At 62.9% G+C, this 14,962-nt stretch carries 14 protein-coding genes; 11 read left to right on the top strand and 3 right to left on the bottom strand.

What is annotated here, in order from left to right; all coding sequences use genetic code 11:
* Positions 1 to 59: 59 nt before the first annotated feature.
* Both JQ635_RS11310 and JQ635_RS11305 read left to right on the top strand, forming a co-directional pair.
* Positions 60 to 227, top strand: a complete 168-nt coding sequence (locus JQ635_RS11310; RefSeq protein WP_211401711.1) for a hypothetical protein — start codon at positions 60 to 62, stop codon at positions 225 to 227.
* A 61-nt stretch (positions 228 to 288) separates the two neighbouring features.
* Positions 289 to 693, top strand: coding sequence for a hypothetical protein (locus JQ635_RS11305; RefSeq protein WP_211409943.1), 405 nt, complete (start codon positions 289 to 291; stop codon positions 691 to 693).
* A 29-nt stretch (positions 694 to 722) separates the two neighbouring features.
* Here JQ635_RS11305 and JQ635_RS11300 read toward each other — a convergent pair whose 3' ends face one another.
* Positions 723 to 1,421, bottom strand: a complete 699-nt coding sequence (locus JQ635_RS11300) for a GntR family transcriptional regulator (protein WP_211409942.1) — start codon at positions 1,419 to 1,421, stop codon at positions 723 to 725.
* Between the two features lie 144 nt (positions 1,422 to 1,565).
* Here JQ635_RS11300 and JQ635_RS11295 point away from each other — a divergent pair, with 144 nt between their 5' ends.
* The 4 genes from JQ635_RS11295 (at position 1,566) to JQ635_RS11280 (ending at position 5,989) form a co-directional block, all read left to right on the top strand.
* Entirely contained in the window at positions 1,566 to 2,465 is a 900-nt protein-coding gene (locus JQ635_RS11295; protein WP_211409941.1) for a VOC family protein, read from the top strand.
* Complete coding sequence (locus JQ635_RS11290) at positions 2,462 to 4,084, top strand: bifunctional 3-(3-hydroxy-phenyl)propionate/3-hydroxycinnamic acid hydroxylase (protein ID WP_211409940.1); 1,623 nt, start codon at positions 2,462 to 2,464, stop codon at positions 4,082 to 4,084. The genes JQ635_RS11295 and JQ635_RS11290 overlap by 4 nt, the downstream gene beginning before the upstream one ends.
* A complete protein-coding gene (locus JQ635_RS11285) occupies positions 4,081 to 4,926 on the top strand; it encodes a fumarylacetoacetate hydrolase family protein (protein ID WP_211409939.1) in 846 nt (281 codons plus the stop codon). The genes JQ635_RS11290 and JQ635_RS11285 overlap by 4 nt, the downstream gene beginning before the upstream one ends.
* An 85-nt stretch (positions 4,927 to 5,011) precedes the next feature.
* On the top strand, positions 5,012 to 5,989 hold the full coding sequence (locus JQ635_RS11280) for a Bug family tripartite tricarboxylate transporter substrate binding protein (protein WP_211409938.1): 978 nt from the start codon (positions 5,012 to 5,014) through the stop codon (positions 5,987 to 5,989).
* A gap of 47 nt (positions 5,990 to 6,036) precedes the next feature.
* Here JQ635_RS11280 and JQ635_RS11275 read toward each other — a convergent pair whose 3' ends face one another.
* On the bottom strand, positions 6,037 to 6,984 hold the full coding sequence (locus JQ635_RS11275) for a helix-turn-helix domain-containing protein (protein ID WP_211409937.1): 948 nt from the start codon (positions 6,982 to 6,984) through the stop codon (positions 6,037 to 6,039).
* A gap of 245 nt (positions 6,985 to 7,229) precedes the next feature.
* On the opposite strand from JQ635_RS11275, the gene JQ635_RS11270 reads away from it, so the two are divergent.
* The 5 genes from JQ635_RS11270 (at position 7,230) to JQ635_RS11250 (ending at position 14,733) form a co-directional block, all read left to right on the top strand.
* The gene (locus JQ635_RS11270) at positions 7,230 to 10,124 is read left to right on the top strand and encodes an ATP-binding protein (protein ID WP_211409936.1); all 2,895 of its coding nucleotides are present in this window, start codon (positions 7,230 to 7,232) and stop codon (positions 10,122 to 10,124) included.
* A 109-nt stretch (positions 10,125 to 10,233) separates the two neighbouring features.
* Positions 10,234 to 10,995: an SDR family NAD(P)-dependent oxidoreductase gene (locus tag JQ635_RS11265; protein WP_211409935.1), complete on the top strand. Its 762-nt coding sequence runs from the start codon at positions 10,234 to 10,236 to the stop codon at positions 10,993 to 10,995.
* A gap of 140 nt (positions 10,996 to 11,135) precedes the next feature.
* Complete coding sequence (locus JQ635_RS11260; protein ID WP_211409934.1) at positions 11,136 to 12,599, top strand: GH1 family beta-glucosidase; 1,464 nt, start codon at positions 11,136 to 11,138, stop codon at positions 12,597 to 12,599.
* 253 nt (positions 12,600 to 12,852) lie between these two features.
* Complete coding sequence (locus JQ635_RS11255) at positions 12,853 to 14,085, top strand: acetyl-CoA C-acetyltransferase (protein WP_211409933.1); 1,233 nt, start codon at positions 12,853 to 12,855, stop codon at positions 14,083 to 14,085.
* 345 nt (positions 14,086 to 14,430) lie between these two features.
* Positions 14,431 to 14,733 (top strand): HU family DNA-binding protein, encoded by a 303-nt coding sequence (locus JQ635_RS11250; RefSeq protein WP_008139488.1) that lies wholly within the window; start codon positions 14,431 to 14,433, stop codon positions 14,731 to 14,733.
* A 72-nt stretch (positions 14,734 to 14,805) separates the two neighbouring features.
* Here the strand turns inward: JQ635_RS11250 and JQ635_RS11245 are convergent, their stop codons facing one another.
* Positions 14,806 to 14,961, bottom strand: a complete 156-nt coding sequence (locus tag JQ635_RS11245; protein WP_211409932.1) for a hypothetical protein — start codon at positions 14,959 to 14,961, stop codon at positions 14,806 to 14,808.
* Position 14,962 lies beyond the last annotated feature (1 nt).

Raw genomic sequence — 14,962 nt, 5'->3', positions numbered from 1 at the left:
GAAAACTTTAACGAAACTGTTCGGCTGTCTCCGCGTCAGTTCGGCGGAGGGGTCGTCCGATGACTGAGCACCAGCTGAAAGAGCGGCAATTCCAGATCGCGCGTTACCGGCGCCTGGAGCGGGAAGTCACTGATCCACTTGCGGCGGGTCTGCTTCACAGCATCATCGAGGAGCTTGAAGAGGAGCTGCGCAGGGACGTTCCGGATTGTCACGGGCCGCGTGATTAACGCTTCCTTAGCGCTGTTCATGCGGATTGTTCGTGGGGGACTACCAGGGGAGACTGCTCCCATGCTGAAGGACGGCACCTATGCGGCGTGGTACAAGACGCCGATCGATCAGGGCACCGGAATCGTCCATGTTGCGGACGGCCAGATCTGGGGCCGCGACAGCCTGATGACCTATCACGGCTCCTGCAAGGTGGACGGAGATCGCTTCACTGCAACCGTGTTGACGAAGCGTCATACCGATGGACGCGCGACGGTGTTCGGCGTGGAGGATGAGCTCACGCTGGAGATCGAGGGGACGTGCCCCGGCAAGATCGCGACTTACACGGCGACAGCGGGACAGGCGCCGGGCGTCGTCCTCCAGGGCACGCTCATCTTGACGGAACAGCCAGCGCCGGCACCTGAACAAACCGGACTACCCGCGTTCAATCCCGGCAAGCTTCCAAAGCTGCCGAAGCGCTCGCGCTGAGCGCAGCGCTCCACGTCTCCGAGACGAAGCTACGCCAGCAATCCGTCGAGATCGGAATAGATGACGTCGGCCGTGCGCTGATAGTGCTGCTGAAGCAGGCGCACGGCCTGCTCGCTGTCCCGGGCGAGAACCGCCTGAAGGATATCGCTGTGCTCGGCACCGACCTTGCGCGCCGGATAGGCCTTCGCAATCGACATCATGCGATACCGATACAGCCGGTCGGCGAGTTGCTCGCAGAAGCCGAGCAGCGGCCGTGAGCCGCAAAGTCCGATCAGCGTCGCGTGGAAGGCGCGGTGCACCTTCTCCCAATCCGGGTTGTCCTCGAATGTGTCGGGCTGAAGCGAGCGCGGCGTACGATCGAGCCGGTGATGCGCAACCAGCAGCGCCTCTTCCCAGCTCTGCGTCGCATTCTGCATGGACTCGCGAAGCGCCAGACCCTCGACCCAGCGCCTCGTCTTGGTCAGCTCCTGCAGCTCCTCCTTGCTGACCTCTTTCACATAGAAGCCGCGCTGCTCCATGCCGACGACGAACTCTTCGGTGGTCAGGCGGTTGAGGGCCTCGCGCAGCGGGGTCTGTCCGACATTGTACTGCTCCATCAGGAAGCGCGACTGCAGCTTGCGACCGGGCTCGAGCCGCGTTGTCAGGATGTCGGCCTTGAGGCGCGCGTAGATCGTGGTCGCCAGCGTTGCCGGTTGGTCGACCCTCTGGCTTGGCAGGTCAGTGCTCATGTCTGTGCTCATGGGCATTCGTCAGAATCTCCAGCACTTATGTACATTAGCAGAGCTTGGGCCAATTATTTATAAATTTCTGCTTTACGTGCAATTTTGTACATATTAATGAGGTGGCGTTCGCATCCCTGACAAGGAAGCCCAATGTCCGACTTTCCGGTGATGGCCCTGCGCAGCGTCGAGATCACGACGCCGCACCTTGCCGGCTCGGTCGAGTTCTACGGCAAGGTCTGGGGCCTCGACGTCGCGGCGGAAGCGGACGGCACGGTGTACCTTGCCGCGACGGGCAGCGACTTCCACGTCCTCGAGCTCACGCCGGGCGAGGCGACATCGCTCCGCAAGATCAGCTTCCGCCTCCGCTCGCACGATGACCTGCACCGTCTGTTCGCGCGTGCGCAGCAAGCCGGCTGTGAGGTGATCAGCTCACCCGCGCAATCGCCTGCGCCGTCGGGCGGGATGAGTTTTACGGTTTGCGAAGCGCAGGGATGCGTCATCGAGTTCGTTCATGGTGATCGCACCAAGCCGGCGCGCTTGATCGCGGATCGCCCCGAGCGGCTGGCGCATGTCAACATCAACAGCGCCGACATCGAAAAGCTCTCGGCCTTCTATCAGGAGACCCTGGGATTCCGGCTGTCGGATCGGTCCAAGCTGATGGCCTTCCTGTGCTGCAACAGCGATCACCACGCGATCGTGCTGGCGGAGGCTCCTCGCAACGGCCTCAATCACGTGGCCTTCCTCATGCCTGATCTCGAGTCCGTCATGCGCGGCTCCGGTCGCATGATCGATCATGGCTATCCGATCGGCTGGGGCGTCGGCCGTCACGGCCCGGGCGATAACGTGTTCGCCTATTTCGTCGATCCGGCCGGTAGCGTGATCGAATACACGGCCGAAGTCTTGCAGATCGACGACGGCTATGTCGCGAAAGGTCCGAGCCATTGGGTCTGGCCTCCGGGACGAACCGATCAGTGGGGCATCGCCCCGCCGAAGTCGGAGGCCTGCAAAACGGCGCAGCTCGCCATTCCTTTCGCGACGGCGCGCGCATGACGGATACGGCTGGTGCCATCGACTATGACGTGCTCGTCGTCGGCTTCGGGCCGACCGGCGCCGTTGCCGCAGGCCTGCTCGGCCGCCTCGGTCATCGCACCCTGGTCATCGACCGGTTGACCGATGTGTATGACAAGCCGCGTGCGATCGCGCTCGATCACGAGATTTTCCGTCACTTCGACAATATGGGCCTTGCAGATGCAATCTCGCCCTATATCGAGCCATTCACGGCATCGGAGCATTTTGGCGTCGACGGCCAGTTGATCCGCCGCATCGACATGGTCGCAAGGCCCTATCCGCTCGGCTACACGCCGAGCATGGTGTTCAGCCAGCCCGCGGTCGAGGCCGAGCTGCGCCGCCACGCGACCAGTTTTCCCAATGTTCGGGCCGAGCTCGGCGTCGAGCTGCTCGATCTCGTGCAAACGCCCGATCGCGTCGAGGCGCGTCTGAAGGACAGCGATGGACGGCACCGTTCCGTGACAGCGCGCTATGTGCTCGGCTGCGATGGCGCCTCGAGCACCGTGCGTCAGATCGCGGGCCTTGGCCTCGAGGATCTCATCTTCGATGAACCCTGGCTGGTGGTCGACGTGTGCGTGAACGAGACTGCGCTCGCCCGCCTGCCGCAATGTTCCGCGCAGTTCTGCAACCCGGCGCGCCCCGTGAGCTTTCTGATCGGCCCGAAGAACCACCGCCGCTGGGAGATCATGCTGCTGCCGGGCGAAGACGCGCGGCAGATGGAGCGGCCCGACAATGTCTGGAAGCTGCTCGCGCCCTGGCTCACGCCGCAGGGCGGGGAATTGTGGCGGGCCGCCTCCTATCGCTTCCACGCCCTCGTTGCGGACGAGTGGCGCAACGGCAGGATCCTGATCGCCGGCGATGCCGCGCATCAGCAGCCTCCCTTCATCGGCCAGGGCATGTGCCAGGGCCTGCGTGACGCCACCAACCTCGTCTGGAAGCTGGATCATGTGCTCAAGGGCGTCTCCTCCGACAGTCTGCTCGACAGCTACACGGTTGAACGCAAGCAGCACGTCATCGAGCTGACCGGCAAGATCAAGGCGATCGGCCAGTCGATCTGCGAGCGCGATCCGGCGGCCGCCCGCCAGCGCGATGCGCAGATCCTGGCCGAAGGTGGCGGCAAGCCGCTGCTCCTGACGCGGCAGGAAATCATTCCGTCGCTCCGCGCGGGATGCCTGTCACATCACGAAACGCCGGCGCGGGGCACTCTGTTTCCGCAGCCGCGCATCGCGAGCGGCGTTGCGGCTCGCTTGCTGGACGAAGTGACCGGGGCCGGCTGGCGGCTGTTCATCGATGGCCGCAGCGATGATGCCGCTTCGATGCTCGCGCTCTGTGCCGCGCGCCCGGACGTATCGGCAGCGGCAGTCGCGCCTGTCGGTGCAGGTCTGCCGAATGCGCTGGAAGAGGCCGAGGGCGTGCTCGCGAATTGGTTCGACCGCCACGCTGTCGTCGCCGCGATCGTGCGGCCCGACCATTATGTCTTCGGCACCGCGCGCAATGCCACCGAACTCGGCGATCTCTTAGCCGAGATCGACCTGCGCCTTCGTGACGTCCCGGCCGGGCAAGACAAGATTCCCGATCTGAAAATGGAGAGAACACCGTGAAACTGGCTACCGTAGCGATCGACGGCCGCACCACCTGGGGCATTGTCGAAGGCGAGACCTTTTATGATGTCGGCGCTGCGCTCAAAGCGCGCTATGCCGATCTCAAGGCCGCCATCGGCGCCGCCTTCGCCGGCGTTGCGGATGCAAAGAGCGCCGCCGCTGCCGTTCCGATCTCAAAAGTCACCTGGCTGCCGGTCATTCCGAACCCGGACAAGATCCTGTGCGTGGGCCTGAACTACGAGACCCACCGCAAGGAGACCGGCCGCGCCGAGGTCGATCACCCCACCATCTTCTCGCGCTATGCCAACAGCCAGACCGGACATTTGCAGCCGATCGTGCGGCCGCGCGTCTCGACCCATCTCGATTTCGAAGGCGAGCTCGCGGTCATCATCGGCAAGGCCGGCCGCTACATCTCCCGCGCGGATGCCATGAACCATGTCGTGGGCTATTCCTGCTACAATGACGGCAGCATCCGCGACTTCCAGCGTCACACGCATCAATTCACGCCGGGCAAGAATTTTCCGGACACCGGCGCATTCGGGCCCTGGATGATGACGCCGGACGAGCTCGGTCCGCTCGGCGAGCTCAAGCTGCAGACCCGTCTCAATGGACAGATCATGCAGGAAGCGCTGATCAAGCAGATGATCTTCGATATCCCGCGCCAGATCGAATATTGCTCGACCTTCACGCGGCTCGAGCCCGGCGACGTCATCGTCAGCGGAACGCCGGGGGGCGTCGGTGCGCGGCGCGAGCCGCCACTCTGGATGAAGCCCGGCGACGTCGTCGAGATCGAGGTCGAACGCCTCGGCGTGCTCAGGAATGTCGTCGCAGACGAAACCTGATCGAACGACTGCCGCCGGCGACGGCCGGCGGCCCGCGAACGACCAATAAAAGCCCGCAAAGCGGCATCTTTCAGGGAGGAACACCATGTCCGGACTATCCCGTCGTCTGCTGCTTGCCGGCGCCGCGCTCTGCCTCTCCTTTCCGGCCTCCGCGCAGTCGTGGCCGCAGAGGCCCGTAACCGTCGTCGTGCCGCAGCCGGCGGGCAACAGCCCCGACGTGATGTGCCGCCTCATCACCGAAAAACTTTCGCGGACCTTCGGGCAGCAGTTCGTCGTCGAGAATCGTCCGGGGGCCGCAAACCTCGTCGGCACGCAGGCGGTCGCCCGCGCGGCACCGGACGGCTACACGTTCCTGTTCGCCACATCGGCCGCGCTCGTCACCAACCCCTACACATTCAAGAAGCTCGCCTATGATCCCGTGAAGGACTTCGTGCCGGTCGCGGTGGTGGCCAAAAGCAACCACGTCCTTCTCGTCAATCCCGAGGTGAAGGCCAAGACGCTGCCGGAGTTGATCAAGCTGGAAAAGTCGGCGCCGGGTTCGCTCAGCCTCGCCGTCGACGGGGCGCGCAACCTCTCGGGCCTGATCGCTCAAGCGATCAACAAGAACGCGGGAACCAGCTTTGTCCTCATCCCCTACAACACGACCACGAATGCGGTGCAGGACGCCATTTCGGGGCGCGTCCAGGTGACGATCCAGGCGGCATCCATCGCCGAGGCCTTCATTAAGGCAGCTGCGCTTCGACCCGTTGCCGTTGCCGGAGCCAAGCGGATCGACTCCCTGCCGGACGTTCCTGCGATCGCGGAGACGCTGCAAAGCGTCGATCTCCAGGGCTGGTTCATGTTCATGGCGCCGGTCGGCACGCCCGCCGACATCGTCGAAAAGCTGAGCGCCGAGATTGCACGCGCCCTGGAATCGTCAGAGGTGCGCGAGCGCGCGCCCACCCTCGGCTTCGATGTCCGTGTTGGCGATGCCGTGACGACGGCAGGCGCAAAGCGCTTCCTCGAAGACCAGCTCGCTTCTTCCGGCAAGATCATCCAGGGACTCGGCATCGAACCTGAATAGCGACCTGTTGGAGCGGGGCGGCTACCGGCGTTCAATCCCGGCAAGATTTAAAGCTCCATCCGTTGCGGGGACTGCTTCATTTCGCTGCGCCAACGGGCAGGAGTCTCGCCCACCATTCGCTTGAAGACCGTCGAGAAATGCGCCTGCGTGCAAAAGCCGGCAGCGAGCGCGACTTCGACCAGCGGCATCTCGCTGCCCGATAGCAATGATTTGGCGCGTTCAATGCGGTGATGGAGCACATATTCGCACGGCCGGTACCCGGTGGCGACGCGAAACTGGGCCGCAAAATGCATGCGTGACAGCCCGGCGGCCGAGGCGAGATCGATCAGATTGATGTGACGCTCGAAGTGCGCCTTCACATAATCTTCTACCCGTCGAAGGCGCCACCTCGGCAAGGCACCGACTCTGCTGCGCGGAACCTCGACGCGAGCGAGGTGCATGGCCAGGGCTTGCCCAACGCAACGGACGAACCCTTCCTCGGCCGCGTCGCCTCGCCCGATCAGGATCCGAGCGAGTTGCGCGGCAAACGGATCATACAGCAGGACGACCTCATCTTCGCTCGCCGACGAAGGGCGTGCCAGAGATCGCCAGGCTCGAAATTCAACCGAGCAAACGCGAAGGTGCAGGAAATCGCACGGCGCGTGGAGCTGCGCGCTGAGGTGAGACGAGGGCGCCTGCACATAGGCCGCTCCCGCCCGCATGGTTCCGTCGAAGACGGACTGGCGCTCTCTTGTCAGCTTGAGGCGTATCGGCCTTAGCGCTACGCCTATGAAGTATTGATCGGGAGGGGTCACCGATTCCTCGGAGCGAGCCGTGCTTCGCAGATCCAACCGGCGCGAGATCGAAATGTGTTCATTCGTCCGGCGGACGAGCCGCGCCGGGTCTTGCCACTTCTGCTGTTGAACGGCACCGATATCGCCGCGCTCGCGGCTCTGCGCACCCAGGTCTGCTTCAACGCCAATCGAAGCGCGTACGTTACGCGTGCCTGTATCCATAGTGCGTCCCTCCTGGGCCTATCATCTCGAATGACTTGAGGGACGAGGGTAACTTCACGCGTTTTCGCAGGCGCGTTATCGAATGTTGGAATTTGCAAAGATTCACGTGTGACCGGCTGTCGCAGATCGGTTGTTCTGCCGTCACTTCAATGGTTTAGTTCGTGTGCGACGTTATTGCTGGTGGTTGATTGACCGGCAATCCTGTCAGAAGACCAGCTACTCTGGGCTATGGGGTTTCGTGTTCATTGAGCCTTGAAGACAGGCCGATCATGCTTGGAAATACGCCGTCCGAAAGTTCCGATGGGGAAGTCCTTTTTGGACCCTTTCGGCTCCACCCCGAACGACGCCAGCTTCTGAAAGATGGAGACGAAGTTCGGATCGGATCGCGCGGCCTTGATCTATTGATCGCACTGACCGATCGAGCGGGCGAAGTCGTCGGTAAGCGCGATTTGCTGGCGCTCGTATGGCCTGACGTTGTTATCGACGAGGCGGGCTTGAGGGTGCATATGGCTTCCCTTCGCAGGGCTTTGGGCGATGGCCAGGACGGCGCTCGCTATATCGTCAACGTTTCGGGGCGCGGATACAGCTTTGTTGCTCCGATCACGCGCGCACGCGCTGGGGAGCCTGCGTCACGTGTTCATGTCCAGGCCCCGCGGCCCGGACGTCAATTTCCGTCGATTCCCACACTGCTCGTTGGGCGCGACGAGGCTGTCGAGAAACTCGCGACGCTGCTTCTGAAGCGACGGTTCGTCAGTGTCGTCGGCGCTGGCGGCATTGGCAAGACGACCGTGGCAGCTGCCGTGGTCCGGCGGCTGCAAAGCGAGTTCAATGAAGATTGCGTCGTTTTCGTCGACTTGGGCGCCGTTCCGGAGCCCGGCCTCGTTACCGGAGCGGTCATCTCGGCTGTTGGCTGCACGCTTGGAGGGAGTGATCCGGTTGCTGACCTTCTCGGCTTCGTTGCTGATAAGCGTATCCTGATTGTGCTGGACAGCTGTGAGCACCTCCTTGATGCGTCCTCGGGTTTGGCCGGCGAGCTGTTTCAGCGTGCGCCGGACGTTCACCTGCTGGTCACGTCGAGAGAACCGTTGCGTGTCCATGACGAGACCGTGTACTCGCTGAATCCGCTTGCTTATCCTGTCGACGACATTCCAAGCGCTGCCGATGCGGTCGCGACCCCGGCGGTGCAGCTGTTCCTCCATAGGGCGTCATTCAGTGGCTTTGACGGTGCACTCGGTGATGCCGATGCGCCTGTCGTTACCGAAATATGTCGCCGCACCGACGGTATTGCGCTGGCGATCGAGCTGGTTGCCAGCCGGGTGGGAACCTACGGCCTTCGCGGCGTCGCGAGCCTGCTGGCCAGCAACATGGAACTGTCATTGGCTGGCCAGCGCAACGCGGCTCCGCGGCACCGTACGCTCCAGGCCATGCTCGACTGGAGCTTCAAGCTCCTGACCGAAGACGAACAACACCTTCTTTCGCATCTCTCGATCTTTGTCGGCCTGTTTACAAGTGAGGCTGCCTGCTCCGTTGCGGGAAACGGGATGCATGACAGCGCCAAGATCGCAGCGACGCTCACGAGGCTCGTGGACAAGTCTCTGGTCTGGGTTCATCCCATCGGTGACACGGTGTTCTATCGTCTGCCCGATACGACGCGCACATACGCGGCCGCCAAGCTCGAGGAGATCGGGGAGTCCGAACTGGTTGCCCGGCGTCACGCGCTCTATTTTGCAGCCTTGTTCAAAATGCTGGCGCTCGAGCATGGTGCCTACGCTGACATTGGTCGCTACGCATCTCACATCGGAAACGTCCGAAAGGCACTTGAGTGGAGCTTTTCGAGGACGGATTGCACAACGGGAATCGAGCTCGCGGCCGATGCCGCCCCGTTGTTTCTTGGCCTCTGGTTGCTGGTTGAGTGCCGGCATTGGTCGGAACGGGCATTGAGCGCGATCGTACGTTTCGGCGAACTGGCGCATCGAGAAGCGCGCCTGCAGGAAGCGTATGCAGTGTCATCCATGCATACGCTGGGCAACACGCCGGAAGTGCGGAAAGCCATCTGGCGTGGGCTGGAGCTCTACGAGGCAGGTGAACAAGCATTGCCGCAGCTGCGACTTCTGGCGGGCCTCAACCTCTTCCTGACGAGGCGCGGCGACTTCGAAGGAGCATTGGCCGCCGCAACGAGATGCAAAGCCGTCACGGAGCGAAACGGCTCATTGAGCGATCGCGTCATCTCCGAATGGATGCTCGCAGCGGCTTGTCACCTCGCTGGCAATCAGGCCGCCGCCGTGGAGTATTGCAGGCGTGGGTTCGAGCTTGAAATGGCGATTGGCCGGCTCGAGATCAATCTGTTTGGATATGATCATCATTTGCGTGCCGAAATCGCGCTGGCGCGCTCCCTTTGGCTGCTCGGCTCGCCCAGGCAGGCCTGCGATCTGGCTCTCGAAGCCCTGGATGAAGCAGCCCGGCTGCCTCCGCTGGGCAACTACTACATGGCGGTGGCCCACGCCATCCCGGTGCTCTTGTGGAGCGAGAACACTGGGGATAGCGCCGAACCCATCGAGCGGGCAATCGCCCAGGCTGAGAAGCACTCCCTTTGGGGGCTTGGAGCCGCCGCCCAGGCGCTGAAAGGGGAGTGGCTTTTGATGACCGGCAAACCCGCGGCCGGCGTGGAGATGCTACGCCAGGCACAAAGGCGCCTCCACCGCGAACAGTTTCATATGGTCATACCGGCGGCGGCGCGCGCTCTGGCCGACGGACTTGCTCGAAGCGGACGATACGAAGAGGCGCGTACGACCATTCAATCTGCGATTTCTTCCGCGGAGCGCATGCGGCAGGCTTTCTGGATGCCGGATTTGTTGCGCACGCAGGCAGAGATTATCCTGACGACCTCAAGGGCCGACCACGCGGCAGCGGAGTTGGCGCTTCGGCAGTCGATGGATCATGCAAGAACCCTCGGCGCATATGGGTGGCAATTGAAGGCCGCGGTTTTGCTGGCGCGGCTGCTGGGGGATCGGGGCCAAGACGCCGAGGCGCGTGCGCTGATCCGGCCGATCTTCGATGCGCATTCAGAAAAGTCGGGATCGGCGGTTCTCGCCGATGCACAGCGCATTCTGAATGGGAGGGACGAGCCCGGCCAATCCTGACGGGCAAGCCGGGAGTAACACTTTTCAATTTCCTGCAATTCTTAACGGGCTCGATCGCGTCCCTTGCTGCCATAGTTCGGTTCATCGCAGATCGAGGCAGGAGAGCGCGATGGAAAAGCAGCGAAGAATTGCGTTTGTAACCGGCGGCAGCCGCGGACTGGGGCGAAACACGGTGCTCAGTCTTGCAGAGCGGGGGGTGGATTCGATTTTCACCTACTGTTCGGCGGTTGCTCAGGCCGACGCGGTGGCGCGCGCTGCCGAGGAGATTGGGCGCAAAGCCATTCCCATGCAACTCGATGTCGGTCGAACGGATACGTTCGACGACTTCGTCTCGCGATTTGGAGAGGCGCTAGCGGGACTGGAGGCGGACCGCTTCCACTATCTTGTCAACAATGCCGGCGTTTCCCACCACAACAGTCTTGAGAAAACGACCGAAGCAGAACTCGACACGCTGTACCGGGTGAATTTCAAAGGTGTCTTCTTCCTGACCCAGAAGTTGCTTCCGCTGATGGTTGACGGCGGCCGGATCGTCAACCTGTCGAGTGGCCTCACCCGGATCATTGTGCCTGGTAGTGCGCCCTATGGTGCCTTGAAGGCCGCTATCGAGGTGCTCACGCGATACCAGGCAAAGGAGTTGGGGCCACGCGGAATAACGGCGAACGCGGTCGCTCCGGGAGCGGTTCAGACCGATTTTAGCGGCGGCATGGTTCGCGACAATCCGGAGCTCAACAGGCATGTTGCCGACATGACCGCCCTTGGGCGTGCAGGCGTTCCAGACGACGTCGGCCCGATGATCGCCGCGCTGCTGTCCGACGATAACCGCTGGGTCAACGCGCAGCGCATCGAGGTATCGGGCGGCATGGCAATCTAGTCACGATTCTGTGCATCGAGGAGGCAAGGGCCGTCGCGACTGGCAATTCTGCATCCCCAAAACCCTGGGGCAGCCGCTTTTCAAACGACCTACGACCCGCCATTGTGTCGTCACAACAACCGCCTCGGGGGCAGCATCACATGTCGGACAAGGTCTCGCGTCGCCAGTTTGCCGCGCTGGCGGGATTGTCCGCGGCAGCAGTCGCAAAGCCTCTGGAAAGCGCTGACGCCAAGCCGGCGGCCGCGGCCTCGCGCGACGGCGGATTTCCGGCGGGCTTCCTCTGGGGTACGGCGACCTCGTCCTATCAGGTCGAGGGCGCGGTCAACGAGGGCGGGCGAGGGACGTCGATCTGGGACAAGTTCGTGCGCATCCCCGGCAAGATCGAGGACGGCTCGACCGGCGACCGCGCCAACGAGCACTATCATCGCTACAAGGAGGACATCGCGCTCATCAAGGAGCTCGGCTGCAAGGCCTATCGCTTCTCGATCGCCTGGCCGCGGGTGTTTCCGGATGGGGACGGCAAGCCGAACGCTGGCGGGCTCGACTTCTACAATCGTCTCATCGACGAGCTGCTCAAGAACGGCATCGAGCCGTGGGCGACGCTTTATCATTGGGACCTGCCGCAATCGCTGCAGGACCGCTTCGGCGGCTGGCGCTCGACCGAGACCTGCAAGATCTTCGGCGATTATGCGGCCTATGTCGCCGAGCACCTGACCGATCGCGTCAAGAACGTGTTCACGCTGAACGAGAGCGGCCGCTTCGTGCAGTTCGGCTACGGCCTCGGCATCGATGCGCCCGGCGTGACGCTGCCGCAAAGAGATGTCAACCAGATCAGGCACAACAGCGCGCTCGCGCATGGGCTCGCGGTGCAGGCGGTGCGGGCCCATGGCCGCCGCGGCACCAGGGTGGGACCTGCCGAGAACATCGACGTCTGCGTTCCCGCGATCGATACGCCCGAGCATGTCCTTGCTGCCGAGATCGCGCTGCGCGAGATGAATGCCGGCTATCTCAACGTCATCATGGAGGGACGCTACACCGATGCCTTCCTGAAATATGCCGGCGCCGACGCGCCGAAATACACCGATGCCGAGTTGAAGATCATCTCCTCGCCGGTCGACTTCCTCGGCCTCAACATCTACGCGCCGCAGAACTATGTGGTGCCGTCCGACGAGGGTGCGGGCTTCATGCCGCTGCCGATCCCGAAATCGTTCCCGCACATGAGTTCGGACTGGCTCCGCATCGCGCCGGAGACGATCTACTGGGTGCCGAAGCTCGCGGCGAAGATCTGGAAGACGGATGCGATCTACATCACCGAGAATGGCACCTCCGGCGACGATGTGGTCTCGCCCGACGGCAAGATCTACGACACCGACCGCATCATGTATCTGCGCAACTATCTGGCCCAGCTCCAGCGCGCCACCGCCGAAGGCGTGCCGGTGCGCGGATATTTCCTCTGGAGCCTGATGGACAATTTCGAATGGGTATTCGGCCTCAGCAAGCGCTTCGGCCTCTACCACGTCAATTTCGACACCCAGGTCCGCACGGCAAAGCTGAGCGCGAGTTTCTATCGCAACGTGATCGCGAAGAACGCTGCGGGGGTGTGACGTCTTCGCCTCTCCCCGCGTGCGGGGAGAGGCTGGAATTTGCGACAGCAAATTTCGGGTGAGGGGCTCGCTCCGCGAGTCCATCTGTCACCGTCCTTGCCGAAGCTCCCCCTCACTCGGATTTTCCGCTGCGCGTAAAATCCGGCCCTTTCCCCGCGTGCGAGGAGAGGCGAAGGGGAGGCGTCGCGCATTGACTCCATTCGGCGCCTGATTCACAACGCCTCTCAACACCAACAACAAGAGGACAACGCCCATGACCGACGCGCTGATCATCGATGCCTGCCGCACCCCGCGAGGCGTCGGCAAGGCCGGCAAGGGAGCGCTCTCCGGCATTCATCCGCAGCAGCTGGGTGCAACCGTGCTGCGCGCGCTCGCCGATCGCACCGGCATCAATACCGCCGACGTCGACGACATCGTCTGGGGCTGCAGCGCGCAGGTTGCGACCCAGAGCGGCGATCTCGGTCGCATGTCGGCGCTCGATGCCGGCTACGACGTGCGCGCCAGTGCGGTGACGCTGGATCGGTTTTGCGGAAGCGGCATCACCAGCGTCAACATGGCGGCATCCTCGATCATGGCGGGCGCCGAAGACCTCGTCATCGCCGGCGGCTGCGAGATGATGTCGATGGAAGGGCGGCGCGGCGGCGGGCCGATGATGATGGACTCCGGCAATCTGCGCCTGCGCGCACGGCATCCGCAGTCGCATCAGGGCGTCTGCGCCGACGCGATCGCGACCATGGAAGGCATCACGCGACAGGATGTCGATGCGCTCGGGCTCGAAAGCCAGAAGCGCGCCGCGCATGCGATGGCGAACGGCCACTTCAAGAAGAGCCTCGTGCCTGTTCATCGCGAGGACGGCAGCCTCGCGCTCGACCACGAAGAATATCCGCGCCCGCAGACCACGATGGAAAGCCTCAGCAGCCTGAAGCCGGCTTTCCCCGCCATCGCCGATTACGCGCTCGACGACAAGGGCACGACCTATCGCGGCCTGATCCTGCAGAAATATCCGGACCTGAAGATCGACTTCGTGCATCACGCCGGCAACTCGTCCGGCGTCGTCGACGGCGCCGCCGCGATCCTGCTGGCTTCGCCCGCTTATGCCAGGGCGCATGGCCTTAAAGCCCGCGCCCGCGTGGTGGCGATGGCGAACATGGGGGATTCGCCAACCCTGATGCTGAACGCGCCGGTGCCGGCCACGCGCAAGGTGCTGGCGAAGGCCGGGCTCGCGATTGACGACATCGACCTGTTCGAGATCAACGAGGCCTTTGCGGTGGTGGCGGAAAAATACATCCGCGACCTCAAGCTCGACCGCGCCAAGGTCAACGTCAATGGCGGCTCGATCGCGCTCGGCCATCCCATCGGTGCGACCGGCTCGATCCTGATCGGCACCGTGCTCGACGAGCTCGAGCGGCGCGACCTGAAGCGCGGACTCGTCACCATGTGCGCCGCCGGCGGCATGGCGCCCGCCATCATCATCGAGCGCGTCTAGCCAACGCCTCTTCACCGCTCTCCCCGTAAAAACGGGGAGAGAAAGCGGCTGCGGTGCGTCCAACCCTTATTTTCTAGGGTGAAACGCACCTCTCCTTGCACAAAGAGGCCGGTCGTCGCTTGTCGAAAGCCGCGAATCAGCTTTAGCAAGGTTGCGTGCGGGCCTTTGAAACAAGGTAAAATCCGCTGCCCGAGGCTTCTTTCGCTCCGGAAGTAGCTAAAAAGCAGGGTTTTTTGCCACAGGGGGCCAAAAAAGCCCGTAAAATCGCGACAAAACTGTGCAGAAGGCTATAGGCCTTCGCCGGTTGGTCTAATATGCAACCGGCAACGAATCAGAGGAGACACGATGCCAGCCCAAATGTCGAAATCGCAGTTGATCGAAAAGATTGCGACCGCCACCGAGCTTTCCAAGCGCGACGTCAAGAGCGTCATGGAGACGCTGACCGACGTCGGCCACAAAGAGCTCAAGAAGAACGGCCTGTTCCTGGTGCCGGGCTTCGCCAAGTTCGTGGTCATCAAGAAGCCCGCGACCAAGGCGCGCAAGGGCACCAACCCGTTCACGGGTGAAGAGATGATGTTCAAGGCCAAGCCGGCCCGGAAGATCGTCCGCGCCCGCCCGGTCAAGGCTGCCAAGGACGCCGTGGCCTGATAAACGCAAAGGCCCCCTCGCAACGAGGGGGCCTTTAATTTGGGGCAGCCGCGAGGGCTTGAGACGGAGGGCTCAACCCTTGCGGCGCTTCACCCCGACCGGGATCGGCTGAAGCCGCGGCTCGGGGCCTGCAAGCGCATCGCGAACCCGGTCGATGGCGCGATCGAGCAGCTGGCGCAGCCGCTGCGTCTTGCGCGACTTCTTTGCTCTTTCCAGCAGTTTCTTCATC

The organism is Bradyrhizobium iriomotense (assembly GCF_018130765.1).
Taxonomy (GTDB): Bacteria; Pseudomonadota; Alphaproteobacteria; order Rhizobiales; family Xanthobacteraceae; genus Bradyrhizobium; species Bradyrhizobium iriomotense_A.
The sequence above is the reverse complement of the archived record's forward strand: the minus strand, read 5'-3'. Positions and strand labels throughout refer to the sequence as shown.

Coding starts and splice junctions, on each gene's coding strand:
- JQ635_RS11275 (WP_211409937.1), bottom strand. CDS start 6,984: ATGGATACAGGCACGCGTAACGTACGCGCTTCGATTGGCGTTGAAGCA.
- JQ635_RS11245 (WP_211409932.1), bottom strand. CDS start 14,961: ATGAAGAAACTGCTGGAAAGAGCAAAGAAGTCGCGCAAGACGCAGCGG.
- JQ635_RS11265 (WP_211409935.1), top strand. CDS start 10,234: ATGGAAAAGCAGCGAAGAATTGCGTTTGTAACCGGCGGCAGCCGCGGA.
- JQ635_RS11290 (WP_211409940.1), top strand. CDS start 2,462: ATGACGGATACGGCTGGTGCCATCGACTATGACGTGCTCGTCGTCGGC.
- JQ635_RS11310 (WP_211401711.1), top strand. CDS start 60: ATGACTGAGCACCAGCTGAAAGAGCGGCAATTCCAGATCGCGCGTTAC.
- JQ635_RS11260 (WP_211409934.1), top strand. CDS start 11,136: ATGTCGGACAAGGTCTCGCGTCGCCAGTTTGCCGCGCTGGCGGGATTG.
- JQ635_RS11300 (WP_211409942.1), bottom strand. CDS start 1,421: ATGAGCACTGACCTGCCAAGCCAGAGGGTCGACCAACCGGCAACGCTG.
- JQ635_RS11280 (WP_211409938.1), top strand. CDS start 5,012: ATGTCCGGACTATCCCGTCGTCTGCTGCTTGCCGGCGCCGCGCTCTGC.
- JQ635_RS11295 (WP_211409941.1), top strand. CDS start 1,566: ATGTCCGACTTTCCGGTGATGGCCCTGCGCAGCGTCGAGATCACGACG.
- JQ635_RS11305 (WP_211409943.1), top strand. CDS start 289: ATGCTGAAGGACGGCACCTATGCGGCGTGGTACAAGACGCCGATCGAT.
- JQ635_RS11255 (WP_211409933.1), top strand. CDS start 12,853: ATGACCGACGCGCTGATCATCGATGCCTGCCGCACCCCGCGAGGCGTC.
- JQ635_RS11250 (WP_008139488.1), top strand. CDS start 14,431: ATGCCAGCCCAAATGTCGAAATCGCAGTTGATCGAAAAGATTGCGACC.